General features: G+C 42.7%; 24 protein-coding genes. 2 read left to right on the top strand and 22 right to left on the bottom strand.

From position 1 onward, the window contains the following. Nucleotides 1-81 precede the first annotated feature (81 nt). Nucleotides 82-1,206, bottom strand: a complete 1,125-nt coding sequence (locus tag IR135_RS03585; protein WP_135096783.1) for a M20/M25/M40 family metallo-hydrolase — start codon at nt 1,204-1,206, stop codon at nt 82-84. A gap of 84 nt (nt 1,207-1,290) precedes the next feature. Here IR135_RS03585 and prli42 point away from each other — a divergent pair, with 84 nt between their 5' ends. Continuing rightward, nucleotides 1,291-1,392 (top strand): stressosome-associated protein Prli42, encoded by a 102-nt coding sequence (gene prli42 / locus IR135_RS03580; RefSeq protein ID WP_162842266.1) that lies wholly within the window; start codon nt 1,291-1,293, stop codon nt 1,390-1,392. Nucleotides 1,393-1,441: 49 nt separating this feature from the next. Here the strand turns inward: prli42 and IR135_RS03575 are convergent, their stop codons facing one another. The 8 genes from IR135_RS03575 to IR135_RS03540 all read right to left on the bottom strand — a co-directional run bounded on the left by IR135_RS03575 (nt 1,442) and on the right by IR135_RS03540 (nt 9,714). Further along, complete coding sequence (locus IR135_RS03575) at nt 1,442-1,879, bottom strand: BrxA/BrxB family bacilliredoxin (protein WP_135096781.1); 438 nt, start codon at nt 1,877-1,879, stop codon at nt 1,442-1,444. Nucleotides 1,880-1,959: 80 nt separating this feature from the next. After that, entirely contained in the window at nt 1,960-3,222 is a 1,263-nt protein-coding gene (locus tag IR135_RS03570) for a dihydrolipoamide acetyltransferase family protein (protein WP_135096779.1), read from the bottom strand. A 12-nt stretch (nt 3,223-3,234) separates the two neighbouring features. Continuing rightward, nucleotides 3,235-4,218 (bottom strand): alpha-ketoacid dehydrogenase subunit beta, encoded by a 984-nt coding sequence (locus tag IR135_RS03565; RefSeq protein WP_115884340.1) that lies wholly within the window; start codon nt 4,216-4,218, stop codon nt 3,235-3,237. After that, complete coding sequence (locus tag IR135_RS03560) at nt 4,211-5,206, bottom strand: thiamine pyrophosphate-dependent dehydrogenase E1 component subunit alpha (RefSeq protein ID WP_318272256.1); 996 nt, start codon at nt 5,204-5,206, stop codon at nt 4,211-4,213. The genes IR135_RS03565 and IR135_RS03560 overlap by 8 nt, the downstream gene beginning before the upstream one ends. Nucleotides 5,207-5,219: 13 nt before the next feature. Next, entirely contained in the window at nt 5,220-6,632 is a 1,413-nt protein-coding gene (lpdA, locus tag IR135_RS03555; protein ID WP_135096777.1) for a dihydrolipoyl dehydrogenase, read from the bottom strand. Then, on the bottom strand, nt 6,625-7,707 hold the full coding sequence (gene buk / locus IR135_RS03550) for a butyrate kinase (RefSeq protein ID WP_135096775.1): 1,083 nt from the start codon (nt 7,705-7,707) through the stop codon (nt 6,625-6,627). Before buk ends, lpdA begins: the two co-directional genes overlap by 8 nt. A gap of 2 nt (nt 7,708-7,709) precedes the next feature. Continuing rightward, the gene (locus IR135_RS03545) at nt 7,710-8,807 is read right to left on the bottom strand and encodes a Glu/Leu/Phe/Val family dehydrogenase (RefSeq protein ID WP_135096773.1); all 1,098 of its coding nucleotides are present in this window, start codon (nt 8,805-8,807) and stop codon (nt 7,710-7,712) included. Between the two features lies 1 nt (nt 8,808). Beyond that, nucleotides 8,809-9,714, bottom strand: a complete 906-nt coding sequence (locus IR135_RS03540) for a phosphate acyltransferase (protein WP_135096771.1) — start codon at nt 9,712-9,714, stop codon at nt 8,809-8,811. A gap of 237 nt (nt 9,715-9,951) precedes the next feature. Here IR135_RS03540 and IR135_RS03535 point away from each other — a divergent pair, with 237 nt between their 5' ends. Next, nucleotides 9,952-10,209, top strand: a complete 258-nt coding sequence (locus IR135_RS03535) for a DUF2627 domain-containing protein (RefSeq protein WP_115884346.1) — start codon at nt 9,952-9,954, stop codon at nt 10,207-10,209. On the opposite strand, the gene recN is transcribed toward IR135_RS03535, so the two are convergent. From recN to accB, 13 genes are all read right to left on the bottom strand, one after another. Further along, entirely contained in the window at nt 10,206-11,870 is a 1,665-nt protein-coding gene (gene recN, locus IR135_RS03530) for a DNA repair protein RecN (protein WP_135096769.1), read from the bottom strand. The genes IR135_RS03535 and recN overlap by 4 nt on opposite strands. 14 nt (nt 11,871-11,884) lie before the next feature. Then, nucleotides 11,885-12,337, bottom strand: coding sequence for a transcriptional regulator AhrC/ArgR (gene ahrC / locus IR135_RS03525; protein ID WP_115884348.1), 453 nt, complete (start codon nt 12,335-12,337; stop codon nt 11,885-11,887). An 88-nt stretch (nt 12,338-12,425) separates the two neighbouring features. Further along, nucleotides 12,426-13,211, bottom strand: a complete 786-nt coding sequence (locus IR135_RS03520) for a TlyA family RNA methyltransferase (protein WP_135096767.1) — start codon at nt 13,209-13,211, stop codon at nt 12,426-12,428. After that, entirely contained in the window at nt 13,189-15,081 is a 1,893-nt protein-coding gene (dxs, locus tag IR135_RS03515) for a 1-deoxy-D-xylulose-5-phosphate synthase (RefSeq protein ID WP_135096765.1), read from the bottom strand. Before dxs ends, IR135_RS03520 begins: the two co-directional genes overlap by 23 nt. 94 nt (nt 15,082-15,175) lie before the next feature. After that, the gene (locus IR135_RS03510) at nt 15,176-16,054 is read right to left on the bottom strand and encodes a polyprenyl synthetase family protein (RefSeq protein ID WP_135096763.1); all 879 of its coding nucleotides are present in this window, start codon (nt 16,052-16,054) and stop codon (nt 15,176-15,178) included. After that, on the bottom strand, nt 16,044-16,253 hold the full coding sequence (gene xseB / locus IR135_RS03505) for an exodeoxyribonuclease VII small subunit (RefSeq protein WP_115884352.1): 210 nt from the start codon (nt 16,251-16,253) through the stop codon (nt 16,044-16,046). The genes IR135_RS03510 and xseB overlap by 11 nt, the downstream gene beginning before the upstream one ends. Then, nucleotides 16,246-17,586: an exodeoxyribonuclease VII large subunit gene (gene xseA / locus IR135_RS03500; RefSeq protein ID WP_135096761.1), complete on the bottom strand. Its 1,341-nt coding sequence runs from the start codon at nt 17,584-17,586 to the stop codon at nt 16,246-16,248. Before xseA ends, xseB begins: the two co-directional genes overlap by 8 nt. A gap of 5 nt (nt 17,587-17,591) precedes the next feature. Next, nucleotides 17,592-17,975, bottom strand: coding sequence for a transcription antitermination factor NusB (gene nusB, locus IR135_RS03495; RefSeq protein WP_135096759.1), 384 nt, complete (start codon nt 17,973-17,975; stop codon nt 17,592-17,594). Nucleotides 17,976-18,002: 27 nt separating this feature from the next. Then, on the bottom strand, nt 18,003-18,353 hold the full coding sequence (locus IR135_RS03490; protein ID WP_115884355.1) for an Asp23/Gls24 family envelope stress response protein: 351 nt from the start codon (nt 18,351-18,353) through the stop codon (nt 18,003-18,005). A 305-nt stretch (nt 18,354-18,658) separates the two neighbouring features. After that, nucleotides 18,659-19,204 carry a hypothetical protein gene (locus tag IR135_RS03485; RefSeq protein ID WP_135096757.1) on the bottom strand — a complete coding sequence of 182 codons (546 nt, stop codon included), beginning with the start codon at nt 19,202-19,204 and terminating at the stop codon, nt 18,659-18,661. 269 nt (nt 19,205-19,473) lie between these two features. Continuing rightward, a complete protein-coding gene (locus tag IR135_RS03480; RefSeq protein WP_135096755.1) occupies nt 19,474-19,779 on the bottom strand; it encodes a hypothetical protein in 306 nt (101 codons plus the stop codon). Between the two features lie 183 nt (nt 19,780-19,962). Beyond that, nucleotides 19,963-21,309 carry an acetyl-CoA carboxylase biotin carboxylase subunit gene (accC, locus tag IR135_RS03475; protein WP_135097094.1) on the bottom strand — a complete coding sequence of 449 codons (1,347 nt, stop codon included), beginning with the start codon at nt 21,307-21,309 and terminating at the stop codon, nt 19,963-19,965. Continuing rightward, complete coding sequence (accB, locus tag IR135_RS03470; protein WP_135096753.1) at nt 21,309-21,743, bottom strand: acetyl-CoA carboxylase biotin carboxyl carrier protein; 435 nt, start codon at nt 21,741-21,743, stop codon at nt 21,309-21,311. The genes accC and accB overlap by 1 nt, the downstream gene beginning before the upstream one ends. Nucleotides 21,744-21,767: the final 24 nt, after the last annotated feature.

The raw sequence follows: 21,767 nt of genomic DNA, 5'->3' as shown, positions 1-21,767 counted from the left end.
CATGCATACGTATAAAGAAATACATATACATGAGCGCGAAAATCCCAGATAAAAAGCCGGGATTTCCGCCCCGGCTCAAAATTATTTACTCTCATTTTTATAGTGCACTTTAACAATTTCAACAATCAGTTCCGTCATTTTGTACAATTCTTCAAGCGGCATACGTTCGCTTGTCGTGTGAATATATTCGTATCCCACTCCTAAAATTGCCGTTGGTACACCCTGGCCGTGGAAGATATTGCCGTCACTGCCTCCGCCGAGACTGATAATGTCAGTTTCTCTGCCGATATTCTCAATTGCTTCTGCTGCTGTTGTGATAACAGGGTCTTCTTTTGGTGCGTGCAGTGACGGGTACATAAGATCAACCTCGACATCAGCGCTGCCGCCGTATTCCGCTGCTGTTTCTTCAAAGGCGGTTTTGATTTTCTCGGATTCTGCTTGAAGTTTTTCATCTGATAAACTGCGCACTTCCGCTAAAATCTCCACATTATCAGCAACGATATTCGTCGCCTGGCCGCCCTGGATCGTTCCGATGTTTGATGTCGTTTCTTCATCGATACGTCCGAGATCCATCTTGCTGATTGCTTTGGCAGCAAGGTTAATTGCACTGATACCTTTTTCAGGTTCGATGCCAGCATGTGCTTTCTTACCGTATATCTGCGCCTTAATTTTTGTCTGAGACGGTGCACGGTTAACAATTGTACCGACTTCACCTGTCCCGTCGACAGCGTAGCCGAACTTACTTTTAATATTTTTAATATCCAGCGCTTTCGCTCCGACTAAGCCTGTTTCCTCGCCCACTGTAATAATGACTTCAACATCGCCGTGGGGAATATTTTCTTCTTTCAGCACGCGTACCGCTTCGATGACTGCAGAAATACCCGCTTTGTCGTCAGCGCCTAAAATTGTCGTGCCGTCTGAATATACATAGCCGTCCTCGATATGAGGTTTAACGCCGATTCCCGGCGTAACTGTATCCATATGCACCATAAACGCTACCGGTGAGATGTTTTCTTCACCTTTTAGCGTAAAGATTAAGTTGCCTGCTCCGTAGCCTGTTACATCCTGGGTATTATCTTCGAAACCGGCAAGATCGATTTCGGTTAGAAGATTAAGCAGGTAGTCCGCTACTTTTCTTTCCTGTCCTGAGACTGAGTCTATTTGCACGATTTCTAAAAATTGTTCTGTCAGACGTTCTTTATTCATAAAATTATGCCTCCAGCAGTTGATATATTGATTTATCTTCATGTATAGTTATTGTAACAATAAATTCTTAAAGGTGATGGGCGCATGCAAAATAAAAAAGTACAAAGATATATAATCTGGTTTATGATTATTCTTATAGTAGTTTCCGGCCTCTTAATGGGTGTCAGCTACTTAACTTCATTTTAAAATCAGTGTAAAAACACCCTCAATAAATAGTTGAGGGTGTTTTATTTTCTTATGCTTCTTTACCGTGTTCTTCAAACCACGCTTGCAGTCCGGTAATAACGCTCATGATTTCATGGCCTTCAATTTCGTGGCGTTCAATCATATCGACGATTTTACCGTCTTTAAAGAACGCAAATGATGGAGATGATGGTAAATAATCAGGTGCTTTGTCACGCATCTGTTCAGTTGCTTCTTTATCCTGGCCTGCAAATACTGTCAGAACCTGATCCGGAAGCTTGTCGTAATTTAACGAATGAATAGCTGCAGGGCGTGCAATACCGCCGGCACAGCCGCACACAGAGTTAACCATAACAAGTGCGGTACCCTCTTTGTTTAAGTGTGCTTCGACGTCATCCGGTGTAAGCATTTCTGTATACCCGACGTCTGTTAATTCTTTACGCGCATTCTGAACTAAATCCTGCATGTATAAATTAAAGTCTAAATCCATTTTGAAAATCTCCTTTATACGACTCATTAAAAGTCATGTCAGTACTGTTTATTTTAGCGAGCGTATGAGTGTTTGTAAAGTTAATAAACCGAATCTGTATCCGGATCGAGATTCTCAATTTTTTCTTTCACAGCTTTAAGGAACTGCCCTGCGACTAATCCGTCGAGCACACGGTGGTCGATTGACAGGCACAAATTAACCATATGGCGCGCTGCGAGCATATCTCCGATAAACACCGGTTTCTTCACAATGGATTCCACCTGCAGAATTGCCACCTGAGGCTGATTAATAATTCCCATCGACTGAATTGAACCGAAGGCGCCTGTGTTATTCACAGTAAACGTTCCGCCAGACATATCATCGCCTGTTAATTGGTTCGAACGCGCTTTATGGGCGAGCGTGCTGATAGATTTCGCGATGCCTGTTAAGGAGCGCTCATCGGCATTTTTAATCACCGGTACGAACAGCTTATCTTCATTCGCGACTGCGATGGATAAGTTAATATCATCGTGGACAGTAATCGTATCGCCGTCCCACGAGCTGTTCAGAATCGGATAGTCTTTCAGCACTTCCGACACAGCTTTTACGAAAAAGCTGAAGAAAGTTAAATTGTAACCTTCCTGCTCTTTAAAACGTGCCTTGTGTTTATTGCGCAGATTAACGAGATTCGTTGCATCCACTTCCATCATCAGCCAGGCATGCGGTATTTCAGTTTTCGACTGAACCATGCGTTTGGCAATTTCCTTCCGCACGCCGGATACTTTAATCGATTCACCGCTTTTAACCGATGATTCTCTCTCAGGGACCGCTGGTCTTTCTTTTTCAGCTGTCGGTGGGTTTACAGCTTGTTCCTGCTGTTTAACCGGTCCTTCAGCGAGATACTTCTCGACATCTTTTTTAGTAATGCGCCCGTTAAAGCCGGTTCCCTCGAGTTCTTCGATATCGATACCGTGCTCACCGATTAAACGCATGACGACCGGCGATAATCTCCGGCCGCCTGACTGCTCTTTAACATCAGGCTTATTTGGTCTAACGGCTTCTTCTTCAGGTTTATTTTCAGCGGTTTCAGATACTTCTTCTTCCGCTGCCGGTTTTCCGTCAGCTCCCCCGTCAATATCAATTTTATAAATTGGTGCGCCGACATCGACAGTCTCACCTTCGGCCACAAGTATTTCCGTAATGACACCGTCATGCACCGACGGCACTTCAGCTGTTACTTTCGCTGTATTGACTTCGCAGACCGGGTCGTATTCACTGACTCTGTCTCCTACTTTAACCAGCCAGTTTTCTATCGTTCCCTCGGTTACGCTTTCCCCGAGTTTAGGCATTGTAATTTCCGTCATGTCTGTCACCTCTTAATACTCGCTGAGTTCGAGCATTTTATTGTAAATTTTATCAGGATTCATCATAAAATAATCTTCCATCGGCGGTGCATAAGGCATCGACGGCACATCCGGCCCCGCAAGGCGCATAATCGGCGCATCGAGATCGTAAAGACAGTTTTCACCGATAATTGCCGATACTTCACTGATCAGGCTGCCCTCGAGATTATCTTCAGTTACCAGCAGCACTTTCCCTGTCTTCGAAGCTGCTTTAATAATTGCTTCTTTATCCAGAGGATAAAGGGTGCGTAAATCAAGGATTTCCGCTTCGTATCCTTCTTTTGACAGCTGTTCTGCCGCCTGCATAGCGTAATTGACGCACAGTCCGTAAGTAATGACAGTAATATCATCACCTTCGCGTTTAACGTCCGCTTTACCGAGAGGGATCGTATAATCACCCTCAGGCACTTCGCCTTTTAAAAGCCGGTAAGCTTTTTTGTGTTCAAAGAATAAGACCGGGTCGTTGTCTTTAATAGCCGCCATCAATAAACCTTTCGCATCTGCCGGTGTTGAAGGCACGACAACTTTAAGTCCCGGTGTAGAGACGAAGATCGATTCAATCGACTGCGAATGATACAGAGCCCCATGAATACCTCCGCCGAACGGCGCGCGGATAACCATAGGCGCGTTCCAGTCGTTATCCGAACGGTAACGGACTTTAGCCGCTTCATTTAATATCTGGTTGACTGCGGGCAGAATATATTCTGCAAACTGTATTTCAGCGACAGGCCTTTTACCCATCATTGCAGCGCCGACACTCGTACCGACAATATTGCTTTCAGCAAGCGGAGTATCGAGGACGCGCATTTCTCCAAATTTCTCCTGCAGTCCTTCTGTGACTTTAAAGACGCCGCCTTTTTTACCGACATCTTCACCGAGTACAAATACATTATCATCCTGTTCCATCGCAACAAACAAGGCATCGCGAATTGCATCGAGATAAGACAATTTAGCCATTGTTTACCTCCTCATAAACGTGTTTTAAAGTGTGTTCAGGTGCTGCATAAGGGGCAGCTTCGGCGGCTTTCGTCGCCTTGTTTACAGTATCTTTAATTTCAGCTTCCACTGTTTCAAGCCATGCTTCGTCGATAACTTTCTCCTCGAGCAGATAGAGCTTAAATGACTCCAGACAGTCATCTTTTTTATTTTTCTGAAGCTCATCAGCTTCACGGTATTTATCGTCATCGTCTGATGAGTGCGGTGTTAAACGAATGGACATTGCTTCGATTAAAGATGCGCCTTCACCGTTAACTGCCCGGTCTCTCGCTTCTTTCATCACTTTGTAGACAGCGATTGGATCGTTGCCGTCGACCTGTTCCCCGTGCATGCCGTAGCCGACTGCCCGGTCCGATAATTTGTCTGCGCCATACTGGAGGTGTGCCGGTACGCTGATTGCATATTTATTGTTTTCAATCAGGCAGATAAACGGCAGTTTGTGCACACCGGCAAAGTTTAATCCTTCGTGGAAATCACCCTGTGATGTTGAACCTTCCCCAAGCGTTGCAAGAGAGACACGTTTTTCACCGTCCATTTTAAAGACGTAGCTCGCGCCGACTGCATGCGGAATCTGAGTCGTTACAGCAGATCCCTGAGTCATAATATTGCTCGCTTTCTTGCTGAAATGCCCCGGCATCTGGCGTCCCCCGCTCTGCACATCTGCACCGCGGGCAAAGGCTGACAGCATCATTTCTTCCGGCGTCATTCCAAAATGCGTCACGAGCGCAAGATCCCTGTAATAAGGGTTGATAATATCGACTTCTTTGTCGAGTGCGAAGGCCGCACCCACCTGAGTTGCTTCCTGTCCCTGGCATGAAATGACAAAGGGCAGCTTTCCTGCGCGGTTTAAGAGCCACATCCGCTCATCAAGACGACGTGATAGCAGCATTGTTCTGTACATATCCTGTAAATCTGTTTCTGTTAAATCTGTTTCTTTATGTGATAACAAGAATTTCACCTTCCTAAACGTGAATTGCGATACCTTCGGCATCAAGTCCAATTTCTTTAATAATTTCTCCGACAGATGGATGGGCAAATACCGCGCTCGACAATTCAAGCGCCGAAGCATCCATAAATTTCGCGAGCGACAGCTGATTAATCAGTTCGGTCGCATGCGCACCTACTATGGAGGCGCCGAGAATATCTCCTTCGGGTGAGACGTTCAATTTAATGAAGCCTTCCCCGCCATCTTCGATGACTGCTTTCGCTATTGCCGAGAGCGGCAATTTATGTGTTTTAAACTCTGTATTCTTTTCTTTTAACTGCTGAGTGGTCGGACCAATCGAAGCAACTTCCGGTGATGTATAGATACATCTCGGGACATTGTCATAATTAAGCTGAAGCGGATTATTGTCCATAATATGCTCTGCTGCAATCAGAGCTTCTTCAATAGCAACATGTGCAAGCTGCTGGGAAGAAGTAACATCTCCAATCGCATAGATGTGCGATTCACTGGTCTGCTGGAATTCATTAACTTCAATCACACCGTGATCCATTTTAACTTTGGTGTTCTGAAGTCCGAGTTCCTCTGTGTTTGCTTTTCGTCCGATTGCAACGACTGCTTTATCGAATACTTCAGTGTTCCCGTCGATTACGAGACCCACGCTGTCTTTTTTAATATCGATGCCTTCAGCTTCCAGTTTAACACCGGTCTTAATAATAACTCCACTTTCAGACAGAGATTTATGAACAGCTTGTGCAACATCTTTGTCTTCTGCCGGCAGAATATGCTCCGCCGCTTCAAGCACAGTTACTTCTGAACCGAATGCATTCAAGATTGTTGCGAATTCAACACCGATAACACCGCCGCCGACAATTGCGATTTTCTTTGGAATATCTTCCATATACATCAGATCATCACTCGATAAAACTATCTCACCGTCAAACGGCATAAAAGGAAGTTCTGCAGGTTTCGAGCCGGCAGCGATAACGACGAAATCGTTAACGAGTATTTCACTTTCTTTTTCTTCATCTTCATAGCTGACACTGACAGCGCCTGCCAAGGGTGAGAATAATGACGGACCGAGCACAGTTGCTGTCCCTTCATAAATATCCACCTTGTTTTTATCAAGCAGGTATTTTATTCCGGTCTGCATTTTATTAACGACTTTGTCTTTTTGGCTAATAATATTTGCCATTTCAAATGACGGCTTATGCGGTGTAATACCGTATAGCTCTGCATTTTTCATCGTGTTAATGACTTCTGCACTTTTTAAAAAACTTTTCGTCGGAATACATCCTTTGTTTAAACATGTACCGCCGAGTCTATTTTTCTCTACAACGGCGACCTGGTGGCCGAGCTGGCTGAGTTTAATAGCAGCCACATAACCGCCTGTGCCGCCGCCGACAATCACTGTATCGTAATTTTTAGTCATGAGTTTCCTCCGCTCTGTATGTCTTCAGCAATTTTCTGTCCTGTTCTACTGTATACGCACCGTAGGCCAGTGCTTCCATCTCAAGTTCGCCCGGGTAAACTGTTATTGGTGCGAGAAATGAAATATAAGGCCTAATTAAATCCATAACATAGCTGCTGTAGCTGATGCCGCCTGTAAAAATAATCTGGTCGATTTCACCGTGCAGTACAGCGGCTTTAGCGCCGATTTCCTTGCCGATTTGAAAAGCCATAGCGTTAAGCACTTCTTCGCTGTTCTTGTCACCGCGCTCAATATCAGCTACTATATCGCGGATATCTTCAGTGTTTAAATGAGACAATAGCCCGCCCTGTTTAGAGATCAGTTTATTTATATCTAAAGGTGACAGGCCGGAGTCTTCTATATATTTAAGCAGGCCGTCGGCCGGAATACTTCCGGCGCGTGTCGGACTCATCGGCCCGTCGCCGTTCAGGCCGTTGTTGACATCGATTACTTTTCCAAGGTGATGCGCACCGACTGTTATGCCGCCGCCCATATGAATGACGATTAAATTTAAATCTTCGTAATCTCTCTTTATACTTTCAGCATACTTTCTCGCCACTGCTTTTTGGTTCAGTGCGTGGAAAATGGAAGTTCTTCTGACATTTTTAAGGCCGGTATACTGAGCTTCTACACACAGTTCATCGACGACAACCGGATCGGTAATGACAGCTTCGATTTTGTAGTTTTTGGCAAAGTCAGCTGCGAGGATGCCGCTTAAGTTTGAGGCATGGTCACCGTAGCGGCCTTCCGTTAAATCTTTAAGCATATCTTCGTTGATTAAATACGTGCCGCCTTCAACAGGATGAAGCAGACCGCCGCGTGAAGCGACAATGCTGACTTCTTCCGGCCGAACACCGCATTCAGAAAAAAACATCATCAGCGTATTGTAGCGTACAGCTTTCTGTTCGTTAATACTCTGACTGATTAGCTCCTTGTCATGGGAGTAGGTCTTAACTATATGGCAATTTAAATCCCGGAAGAGCGCAACTTTAGTCGTTGTACTCCCGAGATTTAATACAAGTATAAACTTTTTCATTATTATTTTCTTCCGGAAAGGATATTTTTATCAGATTGAGTGTATACACTCTTCACATTTTGGATCGCTTTAATACGCGCTTCTGCAAGATGATCTGCCGCGTGCTGCGGTGAAATATTTTGTTCTTTTGCAATCGTAAAGATTTTATCTATCTGGTTATATACATCTTTGACTTTTGCTGTTGCACGTTCTTTGTTGTAGCCTTCCAGTTCATCAGCAACGTTAATCACACCGCCGGAGTTTACCACGTAATCCGGTGCGTAAACAATACCCGCATCCTCGAGTGCCTGGCCGTGTTTTTCAATGTCCAGCAGCTGATTGTTCGCACTGCCGCAAATCGCTTTAACTTTCAGCTGTGGAATCGTATCATCGTTTAAAATTCCGCCGAGTGCACACGGGGCAAAGATATCCGCTTCGACACCGTAGATCTCATCAAGACCGACAGCTTCTGCGCCGAAATCATCGACCGCACGCTGCACTGCAGCTTCGTTGATATCCGTTACGATTAATTTTGCGCCTGCTTCATGCAGATGCGCACACAAGCTGTACGCCACATTGCCGACACCCTGAACAGCCACAGTTTTACCTGCAAGATCATCGCTGCCGAAGGCTTCTTTAGCTGTACGCTGAGTCGCAACGAATAGTCCGAGAGCTGTAAACGGACTCGGGTTGCCGCTCGAACCGTATGCTTCGCTGACGCCGCATACATAGTCGGTTTCCTGGTAAATGTAATCCATATCTTCAACAGTTGTACCAACATCCTCTGCTGCGATGTAGCGTCCGCCGAGATTGTTAATGTAACGTCCGAGCGAACGGAAGAATGCTTCTGATTTGTCTTTTGATGCATCACCGATAACAACTGCCTTGCCGCCGCCGAGGTTGAGTCCTGCTGCTGCGTTTTTGTAAGTCATGCCTTTAGCGAGACGGAGCACGTCCGTAATTGCTTCATCTTCATGTTCGTAATTCCAGAACCTGATGCCGCCGAGTGCCGGCCCAAGTGTCGTATCGTGAATACAGATAATTGCTTTAAGTCCGCTTGCTTTATCCTGGCAGAATACTAATTGTTCATAGTCGCCCTGTTCCATTTCAGTAAAAATCATATTAAACATCCTCCTGATTGTGTTCCATCATTTTAATTGCCAATTTAATTGAATTATACTTCTCTTCTTTTGAATCTGCACGTGAAGTCAGTACGAAAGGGACTTTAAGTCCGGCAATCATACCCGCCACGTGAGCGCCAGCAGTCGTCACGAGTGCTTTATACAGTATGTTTCCCGCATCGATGTGCGGCATAATGAGTATATCTGCATCACCTGCGACAGCTGAGTCGTACCCTTTAATTTCTGCAGCAGATTTTGACAGTGCAAGATCATACTGCATAGGCCCGTCGATTATTGCCTTTTTAAAATTACAGGCCCTCACTATTGTATCATTTGTGACGGTAGAAGCTATTTTTTCATTCACTTTTTCGACTGCAGAAATGAGTGCAATTTTAGGTTCTTTAATACCGAGCTTGCCTGCTGCGGTAATAGTATTTTCTATTATTTTAATTTTGGTTTCTGTATCCGGATCGATATTCATCGCCGCATCGCTGATAATTACCGGCTTGTGGTAATTCGGCAGGCTGAACAGTGCAATGTGAGATAAAAGGTCCTGTTTCAGCAGCTTTAATTCTTTATTTAATACTGCTTTTAAAATAACACTTGTTGAAATAAGACCCTTCATCAGGACCTCTGCCCCGCCGTCAGCAAGCAACTGGCCGGCCTTAGCAGCTGCATCCTGATCATTTGTACTGTGGTGAATCGATATATTGTGTACCGTATAATCAAAATTTATTTTTTTGAACATTTCTTTTAACTTGTGTTCATCATCAAAAAGATGCCATTTTATACCGAGTTCTCGTTCTGTGTCAATGACCAGTTCAAGCAGGTCCTCTGAGGTCGCTCTGACGAGAGCTATTGATGCTTTGGTGCCTGGCTTAATCTGTAATATTTCATCAAAATTCATGAATTCGCCTCCTCAGAATTATTATACAATATTTTGGATAAATACATTTACAAGACCCCTTTTGAAAGCCCTTACAAAAAGCATACAATTATTTTTCAAAAAAGAAAAGTGTATTAAAAAATGTTTAATAATTAAGAATATTCAAGGTCTAATTTCATACATGTTTCATAAATCGTAAATTTTACTTTCCGATTTTTGTTGTATAATATTATTTAGAAATGATTTTAGGAGAAGATTATGCTGAAAATAGTTGCTTTAATAATACTGGTTATTCCCGGCATCATTGCGGGAATCGGAATAAAACTGATGCGGGATAGCATATTTGGTATCGTAATTGATCCGTTTACCTACACCGCCCTGCAGTTTTTTGCAGGTCTGATTATGACTGCACTTGGAATATGGTTTATCGGCGGATATCTTTTGTACCGCGAACGCAAAAATAAACGTGCCCAGGAACGTTTCATGAAACAAGCAAAAAAATCCGGTGAAGATTAATCTTCACTGGATTTTAATAATTCTGCCGCATTAAGCCGGGCGGCTTCAGTAATTTTAGAGCCGCTGATCATGCGTGCAATTTCTTCGATTTTATCTTCGTAATTCAAATAAGCTGCGGTTGAGTGCGTACGTTCACCTTCAGTGTCTTTTTCTACATGGAGAAGATGGTCTGCAGTTGCTGCTGCCTGCGGCAGATGAGAAATCGCCAGCACCTGGCGCTGTTTGGACAGGAGTTTCATTTTCTCGACCATGCGGGCAGCCACCTGTCCGCTGACTCCCGTATCTATTTCATCAAAAATAATCAAAGAATCGCTGTCGAACTCAGAGAAGATAGTCCGGAGGGCAAGACTGACACGGGACACTTCCCCGCCTGAAGCAATTTGCTTCATAGGCTTCAGCGGTTCGCCTTTATTTGTCGCAATTAAAAACTCAACATCGGTAAAACCGAGCGGATTAAAATGAGATTCTTTTAAGCTGATTTCAAACTGAACGTTCGGCATTTCGAGTTCACTGAGTTCGCGGCGCAGCTTGCTTTCTAAGAAGTGTTTGCGCTCGTTCCTGTATGTATGAAGCTTCATTGCGGACTGCTCCATTTTCTCATACAGTTCTTTCTGTTCTTCTTCCAGCCGTGTGAACGACTGCGAAATATTTTCGAGATCATCGATATCTTCCTGCAATTCCTGCTCGAACTGAAGCAGCCCGGAATAGGTTTTTGTGAATTTGCGCTTCAGCTGATTGAACTGATTCAATCTGGACTGAATCGCATTTAAACGTTCTGCATCGTAATCGATCGATGACAAATCATTCGACACATGGGAATTCAGCTCGGTTAAAAGGTAATATGCATCCATCAGCGTATCTTTATAAGATGTATATGATTCGTCGAACTTAGTAACTGTATCGAGCGACTGATTAATATCATACAGCATGCCCTGCGGCGGATATTCGCTCACGAGCAGCGACTTAATCTGGCTGAGTGCCCAGTGAATATTTTCGTAGTTGGATAAAAACTCTAACTCATGTTCAAGTTCTTCTTCCTCATCTTCTTTCAGCTCAAGGGCTGAAATTTCAGCATGCTGCATTTTTAACAGTTCCAGCTGCGTCAGGCGGTTGCGGTCTTTGTATTCGAGTTCTTCAATGCGTTCTTTTACCGACTGATAAGCTTGGTAGTGCTGCTGGTATTCGGTAAAAATACTTTCTTTGCCAAGGCCGATATAGCGATCGAGGTATTCAATCTGTTCATTTTTCTGCAGTACTTCAGCTTGTGACGACTGCGAATGAATCGACAGCACAAGTGCCATAATCTGTTTTAAATTATTCAGCGTGACCATCTGATTATTAATTTTAATTAAGCTTTTACTGCTGGCCATCACTTCGCGTCTCACGATATACAATTCATCTTCTTCAATACCGAGTGAATTAAGCATACTGCTGAGTTTATCATTGACAGGAAAATCAAAGACGCCTTCAATGACAGCGCCGCTGTTTCCGTAGCGTATGTCATCTGCGGATGCGCGGCGTCCTTCCAAATAGCTGATGGCTTCAATAATTTTAGATTTACCGGCACCTGATTCACCTGTAAATACAGTCATTCCTCTGGAAAAATCCAATTCAATATTTTCAAGCACGGCAAAATTCTGCACACTTAATCTGAGCAGCACATTAAACACCCCAGTTAAATAAGATTAAAAATACGATCTTTAATTAATTGCTGTGATTCTTCATCACGGCAGATCAACAGACATGTATCGTCTCCGCAAATTGTGCCGACAACTTCTTCCCATTCGAGCTGATCGATAATTGCTCCGATCGACTGGGCGTTGCCTGGCAATGTTTTTAAAACGAGGAGATTGCCTGTAAAGTCCAGTTTAACAAAACTGTCCATCAGGTAGCGTCCGAGTTTTTCAAGCGGATGGTACTGTCTGTCTTTTGGCATGCTGTATACATATTCTCCGCCCGGTGAAGGAACTTTAATCAGCTGCAGTTCTTTAATGTCACGGGACACTGTTGCCTGAGTGACATTAAACTTATGTTCGATAAGCTTATCTACGAGTTCTTCCTGGGTTTCAATCCGGTTATTCGTAATGATTTCTCTGATTTTAATTTGTCTGATTGATTTATTAGACATTAAAATCCCCCCTTTTATAAATAGTTATTGAATATTTATTCATTATATTATCATAAGCCGCTCTCTTTGCATAGCAAAAACAAAGACATCAGCCGTACACGACGGCTTTGATGTCTTTGTCTATTACTGCATATTCATTTGGTTCGGCTGTCAGATAAAAGAGATATTCTCTATTGCCTTTAGTTCCCGTAATCGGAGAACGCTCAATTGCTGACAGATTAAAATCGAGTGTTTCGCATTCTTTTTGCACACGCTGAAGGACCTGATAATGCGTATCGAGATTTGTAATAATACCGCTCTCTTCCCGTTCTTCCAGATAACTTTCAAATTGAGGCTTAATTAAAGCTGCAATTTCGATATTATGGGTAAACAATGCTTTTATATGACGGAGAATCGGTACAATTGATGTGAACGAGACATCGATTGAAATGAAATCCGGGAGCGGATCGAAATTTTCGATTACAGTCTCTTTAAAATTGGTCTGCTCCATCACGGATACCCGCTCATCAATTCTCAGCTGGTAGGCGAGCTGGTTAGTACCGACATCGACAGCATAGACGTATTTTGCGCCGTGCTTGAGTGCGCAGTCGGTAAAACCGCCCGTGGATGAGCCGATATCGAGCATTACTTTACCCTTTAAATCCAGTCTGAAATAATCGATGGCGTGTTTTAACTTTAAGCCCCCGCGCGAAACGAACTGCTTCACATTTTTAAATCTGACCTGTGCTTTTTCGGGCGCAATTTTATCTGAAGCTTTATAAACAGGTTCATTATTGTTTAATACTTTCCCTGCCATAATTAATTTTTGTATATCATCTATTGAACCGACATTAAAATGTTCGAAAATATATTCATCGATTCGCATTTTCTTCATAAGATGCCCCTGTCAGCTGTTTAGTCCGGTGTGCAATATTTTCTGCTGTAATGCCGATATCACGGAGCAGCAGATCCACATCGCCGTGTTCGATATATTCATTATCAATCCCTAGACGCTGAATTTTATTCGTGTACAGTTCATCGTTCATATAGGTGGACACCATGCTGCCGAGACCGCCTGTAAGCATTGCTTCTTCTATAACAAATACAGGAATTCCGCTCTCTCCGAGAGAATTAAGGAGAGCAGTATCCATCGGCTTAATAAAGCGTGCGTTTATCACTCTAACTTCAATGCCCTCTTTACTTAGTGAATCAGCAGCTTCCAATACAGTCTGAAGCGTCGGTCCGTACGAAATTAGTGCGGCATCACGGCCTTCACGGAGCACTTCCCAACTCCCGATTTTAAGCGGTTTTCGGTCTTCTTTCATATCGATACCCTGGACATTGCCGCGCGGATAGCGGATGGCCATCGGGCCTTCAGTTTCAAATGATAAATCAATCATCATCTCAGCTTCTTTTTCGTCTCTCGGCATCATTAATGTGATATTAGGGAGCGGTGCAATAAAGCTGATGTCAAAGACGCCCTGATGAGTTTCACCATCCGCACCGACAAGACCGCTCCGGTCGATACCGAGAAGCACATTGAGATTTTGTCTGTCAACGTCGTGCAGAAGCTGGTCGTAACCGCGCTGCAGGAAAGTTGAATAGATTGCAAGGTACGGTTTCAAGCCTGCAGCCGCTAATCCTGCTGCCATTGTCACGGCATGCTGTTCAGCAATACCGGTATCAAAGAAACGTTCCGGCAGTTCATTCTGGAATTTTGTCAGTTTGCTGCCGACAGGCATAGCCGGTGTCATGGCAACAATTGTCTCATCTTGATGGGCGCGGTCGAGTACAGTGTTCGACATAAATGCGCTCCACGATTCTGTTTTCTTCGTGCCGAGCACTTCGCCGGTATCGATTTTATACGGTCCGAGTCCGTGCCAGATACCCAGCTTGTCGTGTTCTGCTGGATGATAGCCTTTACCTTTTTTCGTAATGACGTGAATCAGAACGGGACCATCATATTCTTTGGAAGTTTTAATCGCTGCACCGAGATCTTCAAAATTATGACCATCGACAGGACCGATATATTTAATGCCGAGTTCTTCAAAGAAAATACCGTCGACAAACATATATTTTGTACTATCTTTAAAACGGTCAGCGAGATCCCGGAGCGTCGTGCCGACCTGCGGCAGACGTTCGATAAACCCTTCCGCACCATGTTTAAATTTGTTGTACTGAGTATTGGTTCTCATGCGTCCGAGCATATTGTGAAGTGCGCCGACATTTGGCGCAATGCTCATTTCGTTATCGTTTAAAATAATCGTCATATTCGTCTTGTCACTGCCGATATGGTTCAGGGCTTCAAGCGCCATACCGCCGGTCAGTGCACCGTCGCCTATTATCGGAACAACGTGATTTTTTTCACCTTTAATATCGCGTGCTTTTGCAAAACCCATCGCAGCTGAGAGCGATGTCGATGAATGGCCCGCTTCCCATACATCATGCTCGCTTTCGCGCATTTTTGGAAATCCGCATAATCCTTTATATTGTCTGAGCGTGGCGAAATCCGCACTTCTACCTGTTAAAATTTTGTGTATATATGCTTGATGCCCTACATCGAAAATCAGTTTATCCGACGGTGAATCAAAGTACTTATGAAGTGCAATTGTCAATTCAACAACACCTAAGTTTGCTCCGATGTGGCCGCCTGTTACTGCACATGACTCGATGAGAAATTCTCTTATGTCACTTGCTAGCTGTACGAGCTCTTCTTCATTTAAATTTTTCACAAATGATGGCTCGTCAATACTATATATATTCATATAGCAACCACCTTTAAATTTACTAGTAATTATTATAACACTATACTGTTCGGACCAAAAAGAAAAATGATAATTCATACTGACATATGAATTATCATTGATCTCTTTCAGCAAACATCTGAACGATTTTACGTAATCCCGCTGTCGCTATTAATCCATCCAGACTGTCTAGGATGCCGTATGCCTCTTCTTCTTTATCATTCAAGGCAGCCTTAGCGCCTTTTAACCCAAGTTCACTCACATAGGTCACTTTGCCTTTTTTCGCGTCGCTGCCCGTATTCTTACCTGTAATTTCAGGATTACCTTCAAGATCTAAAATATCATCCTTAATCTGAAACAGGACGCCGATAACTTCGCTGAATTCCTCAAGACGCGAGGTCACCTGAGGTTCCGCACCGGCAATAATGCACGCTGCTGTCACAGGTGCTTTAATCAGCGCACCGGTTTTGTAAGCATGTATTTTTTCGAGTTCATCAAGCGATGTTTTCCGTTTCTCCGCTTCGATATCGAGCATTTGCCCGCTGATCATGCCTGACTGGCCGCTCGCAGAAGAAATTATCTCAACGAGTTTAATTCTGACTTCTGCTGATAATGCCTTGTCTTTCGCAAGCACATTAATACTTTCATTGAGCAGGTTGTCGCCGGCAAGAATTGCCGCCGCTTCACCGAAGACGACATGGTTTGTCGGCTTGCCGCGTCTCAGTTCATCGTTATCCATGGCAGGCAGATCATCATGAATCAGCGAATAAGTATGAATCATCTCAATCGCGGATGCCGCACTGACACCTTTTGAGACGTCTGTGTTGAGTGCCTCCAGCGCAGTAAATAACAACAGCGGACGGAGTCCTTTGCCGCCGGCTTCAACGGAATATTTACTCGCCTCGTAAATTGTTTCAGAATGCTGATATTCTTTCAGATGCAGAAGTATATGGGATTTCACTTTATCGATATAAGCTTTGTTTTTATTCTCCATCGTTATCAGTATCCTTATTGAGTTCTTCAACTTTTAACTCGGCATTTTTCAATATATTATCGCATTCCTGTGAAAGTTTAATACCTTCTTGATAAAGTTCCAGCGACTTTTCCAGGGATACTTCCTCTTCATCGAGCGATTTAACGATTGTTTCCAGTCTCGTCATTTTCATTTCAAAAGTCTGATCATTTTTAGTCATCTGTATTCACCTCAGTTACTTTCGCGCTGACTGTGCCTCGATTAAATGATGTTTCAATAACATCGCCAACTTTTAAGTTTTTTGCTTCCGTTACTATTCTATTATTAAACGTTGTATAAGAATAGCCTCTTTTTAATACTTGAACCGGACTGACTGATTCCAGCACATTAATGTTTCCTGAAAGGTGTTCCATCTTCCGGCCGAGCACCGCTTTTATCCGGCGTTTCAGCTCATCTTTTGTTCTCAGAAGTTCCGCCTGCCCGTTTCTTATAAGAGGTGACGGACTGCTGTAGGACAAGGAAGACATATGCCTGTCCAGCATGTGCCGGTTTTCGAGCAGCGAGGAAGACATATAATTATCAAGTGACGCGGTTAAATCTCGCAGCCTTCCAGTCTCTTCTGTATATAATAAATTCGGATTTTTAAACTTGTAGTAATTCGCCAGCCCTTCCAGCTGTTTTCTGGACCGGTCAATTTTTGTCATTATCAGATTATCCGCCTGCCTGCCGAGCTCGCCTAGACGGAGATTTAAATCTCTGATATTAGGCACAGCCTGTTCAGCTGCAGCAGTCGGTGTCGGCGCCCGGAGATCACTGACATAGTCAACGAGCGTAATATCTGTCTCGTGGCCTACCCCTGTTATTACCGGCGTATCCATATTAAATACTGCGAGTGCGACTTCCAATTCATTAAAGGTCCACAGATCTTCAATCGACCCTCCGCCCCGGGCAAGAATTACTGTGTCCGCGCCGAGTGAGTCCGCTCTTTTAAGATTTGTAAGAACACTCTCCTGGCTGCGGCCGCCCTGGACATATGTATTTAATAAAGTAACCTTAACGAGCGGATATCTGCGGGTTAAGGTGGTGATCATATCCTTAATCGCTGCACTCGTCGATGAGGAGACGATGGCGATATGTTCCGGGAAAGCAGGAATCGCCTTTTTGTGCTCCGGATTCAAGTAGCCCTTTTTCTTCAGCAGCTCTTTGTTCTGTTCCAGCTTTAAAAACAGCTGGCCGATACCGTCAATCTGCATTTCTTTAACGTAAATCTGGTATTGCCCGCGGGCTTCGTACAGAGTAATATTTCCTGCCAGAAGGACATTCTGCCCCTCTTCGGGCTTGAAATTCAGTTTTTCAGCATCGTATCTGAACATAACCGCACTGATGACGGATCTGTCATCTTTAACAGAAAAATAAATGTGGCCGTTCGTATGATGTTTCACATTCGACAGCTCACCCTTAAGAAAGACCCGTTGCAGGTACGGGTCTTTTTCAAATTTATATTTAATATATTTTGTTAATGACTGAACTGATAAATACTTTGTACTATCCATTTTACCTAACCTTCATTCTGTACGGCAAAGTTCTTCAATACCCCGTTAACGAAACGATGGCTGTCTTTGTCACCGTAGTTTTTGGCGATTTTCACCGCTTCATCAATGACAACTTTTACAGGTGCACCATGACTCTGCAGTTCACTGACCGCGAGACGTAATATATTTCTTTCTACTTTTGATATACGATCAATCGTATACCCTGTTAAGTAACGGCTGATTTCATCATTTACCTGATCCTGATTCTGGATATAGTAATCGATCACCGATTTAACAAATGTTTCAGTCTGATAGACTTCGTAAAAACGGGCATTTCTCAGCTCAACAACGTTTTTATCTATTTGAAATAACAGCTGAAATGCTTTCTTTCTTTGTTCATGTCTCTTCATGCTTACACCTAAACCTATTCTATTAACTTATTTAATAATATTAACGATGTGCACGTTAGTTTCGTTAACTGTGACTTCGAGCATATCATTTACAGCTTGTTTAACATTTTCCTGAATACGTTCAGCTACGCTGTGAACGTTTCTGTCAGTTGATAATACGACGTAAATCGCAATGTGAATCTGACCATCTTTAGTCTCGACTTTCACACCGCGGCCTCGGAATTTCTTCCCAATCTTTTCGATATTACCACTGGCAAAATTATTTTGCAATGAGTGAACGCCTTTAGTTTCTTCAACCGCAATGCTTGCGATTACTTCAATGACTTCACTGGAGATTTCGATGCTGCCCAAATTTGTATTATGATTTTGTAAAATCATACAATCACCTCACTCTTTTATTATATCACGTGACGCGGGTAATATTAAATGGTTTGCTGAATGGATCGATAAACCGCTGACTCCGTTCGGAAAAGTCTTTAAGCTGTATTTTGTTACTTTAAATATATGTCTATTTACGGTTCTAGTCAATAAGCTGCGGAAAACAGGTGGAAGGTGGTAATTGAGTGCTTTGCTCCGCAATGAACTAATTTTATTATAAAAATATAAACTGGATAATTGAATCAAAATTGACCGGCTGAAAAAGCCAGTCAATCTGTTAATAATGATTTAGAAGAGCATAGTTTCTACAAATTATTCTGTCCCACATATCTCGCCAGCCTTACAATATGCTTCTCTAATACTCTCTCAAACTGATCGGTTTCAACCACACCGTCCGCATCCTGGTATGGAATACCGACAAGATCATCTTTATCTCTGTCTTCTGTCGACGTGTGTTTATCTTCAAAGTAATAATAATGACCATTCACATTCGTCTGCACCAGCATATCCGGCAGCTGCAATTTACCGCCGATTTTAATTCTGTAGGCCGCGGGAACATTTGAAGATACTTTATTTTTCTGCAGCTGATAAGATATCGCAGTGCTGCCTTTATAATTTATCGTTATCTCTTCCCCTGCTTTATAATCTTTCGGACTTTTTATCTCTGCAGTATCATCAAACTTTTGCTTAATTATTTCAATTACCGGTGCGTAAATCTCGGGAATCTCACCCAGATCTTTTTCAATTTCTTCAAAATAATTATCATCGTGCTGTACTTGAGAACCATCATCCTGTTCCTCATTTTGCACTTTTTTCAGTTCATCATTAAATACTTCAAGGAAATTATTCATTTGTAAATCCTCCTCCTGTGATTTACTGATATCTACCCTAAAAAGAAAAAGATAAAAACCGTCTCCCTATTCCAAAAGGAATAAAAAGACGGTCTTAATCATCTACTTCATAATATTCTGTTCTACTAAAATGTTAGTACTATTTTGTGAGAATTTAAAAGTTAAAGAGAATGTCCAGTAATGAATTTTTTTAGTTCATATGACAAACCGGTTTATTTTTGTAATTTGTTCAGCAGTTAGATATTTGACGTTTTTTCCATTTGAGTTACTCATACTCTGGATAGAGCTTTAATAATTTCAGAACGTTCACCTAGAGATTGAACTAATAAATCATCAAATTCTTGTATGTCTATTGTTTGATTTGTCTTTTGTTTAGGCTGCTTTTTATCATTGTGAATCAGACGCTCTGCAGTACTGATATTTCGGACAGATTTCCATACAGCTGTCTTTCTACCTAGTGTGTGTCTTGAAACAAAAGCTTTGCTAGATCCATGTTTAGTAGGTAGTGAAATCTTTATAAATCCATTTTTACTGCCGTTGAGTCGCTTTGCACTATTCATATTAGTTTTTCGCAAAATAACCACTCCTTTTATATTATTATAAATGATTGTTTTCTACTTGACAATTTTATAGTGTTTAGGAATGCATTATTATAATTGAACGAAAAAGTATTTAACTAATTATTATACTGATTTGTTAAGTTCATATAAAAATCCACTCCTTCATTTTAATAATGAAAAAGTGGATTATTTTAACTGCTACTTCATAATATCCTGTTCTGCCAGGAAATTTGTATTATAATCATTGTTTAAAAATGCGTCATTCAATAAGATGTTCTGGTGGAACGGAATTGTCGTATCGATGCCTGAGATTTGGAATTCACCGAGCGCGCGTTTTGCTGTCTGTACTGCTTCGTCACGGTTTTTACCGTGTACAATCAGCTTCGCAATCATTGAATCGTAGTACGGCGGAATGACATAGCCTGCATATGATGCAGTATCCATTCTCACTCCAAATCCGCCCGGCTGAAGGAATTCTGTTATCTTCCCTGCCGACGGCATAAAGTTTTTATACGGGTTTTCGGCATTGACTCTGAATTCAAAGGCGTGACCCTCAAATTTAATGTCTTCCTGTTTATAAGGAATCGGTTCATGCATTGCCACACGTATTTGCGATTTCACAAGGTCTACGCCGGTAATCATTTCCGTTACCGGGTGTTCAACCTGAATACGTGTATTCATTTCCATGAAGTAATATTTATGGTCGTTTAAATCATAAATAAACTCAATCGTGCCGGCACCGATATAATCGATGCTTTTCGCTGCCCGGACTGCAGTTTCTCCCATTTCGCGTCTCGTTTTGTCACTGATGACCGGACTCGGCGCTTCTTCTACGAGTTTCTGCATACGGCGCTGAACTGTACAGTCACGTTCACCTAAATGAATGACATTGCCGTGATAGTCTCCGAGGACCTGAATTTCAACATGGCGGAAGTTTTCAATATATTTTTCAATATAAAGACTCTTATTGCCGAAGGCACTTTCAGCTTCCTGCTCTGTTAATTTATAATTCTGTGTCAGCTCATCTTTGTTCCGTGCGACTCTGATTCCTTTACCGCCGCCGCCGTGGCTTGCTTTAATAATAATCGGATAGCCGATGTCTTCAGCAATTTCATAAGCGTCATCCAGTGATTTCACTACACCGTCGCTGCCCGGCACTGTAGGAACATCCGCTTCAATCATCGTTTTCTTCGCGACATCTTTTACACCCATTAGAGAAATCGTTTCAGACATCGGTCCGATAAAGATCAAACTCGATGATTCACACATCTCTGCAAAATCGCTGTTTTCAGCTAAGAAACCGTAACCCGGGTGAATGGCATCGCAGCCTGTTGACTGAGCAATCGTAATAATCCCGATCATATCCAGGTAGCTGTCTTTTGAAAGTTTTGGCCCGATACAGTAAGATTCTGTCGCTAGTTTCCGGTGTAAACTATCCTGATCTGCTTCAGAGTATATACTGACAGTTTCGATTCCAAGTTCGTGACAGGCACGGATGATTCTTACCGCGATTTCACCGCGGTTTGCGATTAATACTTTTTTAATCATCGTAATTTAAATAATGGCTGATTGTATTCAACCATATCTCCGTCATCTACTAGAATTTCTGTAACTTCACCGGATACTTCTGCCTGTATTTCATTGAATAATTTCATCGCTTCCAAAATACAAACGACTGATGTGCTGCTTACTGTGTCTCCTACTTTAACGTATGCTTCAGCTTCAGGTGAAGGTGCTTTGTAAAAAGTCCCGACCATCGGTGCTCTGACAACAAGGCCTTCATCTTCAGGCTGAGCTTCTTTAGCCGGAGCCTGCGCCGCTGGTGCGCTTTGTGTCTGTACAGTTTGAGGCGCTGGTGCAGCTGCCGGTGTTAATTCTCTTTTAAGTTTAATATCCACATCTTTGTCTTTATATGAAATTTCAGTAAGCGATGCGCGCTCCATTTTTTCAATTAAAGAATCGACTTGTTCTAAATTCATTAGTTTTACTCTCCCATAAAATAA

The sequence above is a fragment of the Jeotgalicoccus nanhaiensis genome (assembly GCF_015235105.1).
GTDB classification, from domain to species: domain Bacteria; phylum Bacillota; class Bacilli; order Staphylococcales; family Salinicoccaceae; genus Jeotgalicoccus; species Jeotgalicoccus nanhaiensis.
Note: the sequence above shows the minus strand (reverse complement) of the source record. Positions and strands in the feature narration are given on the sequence as shown.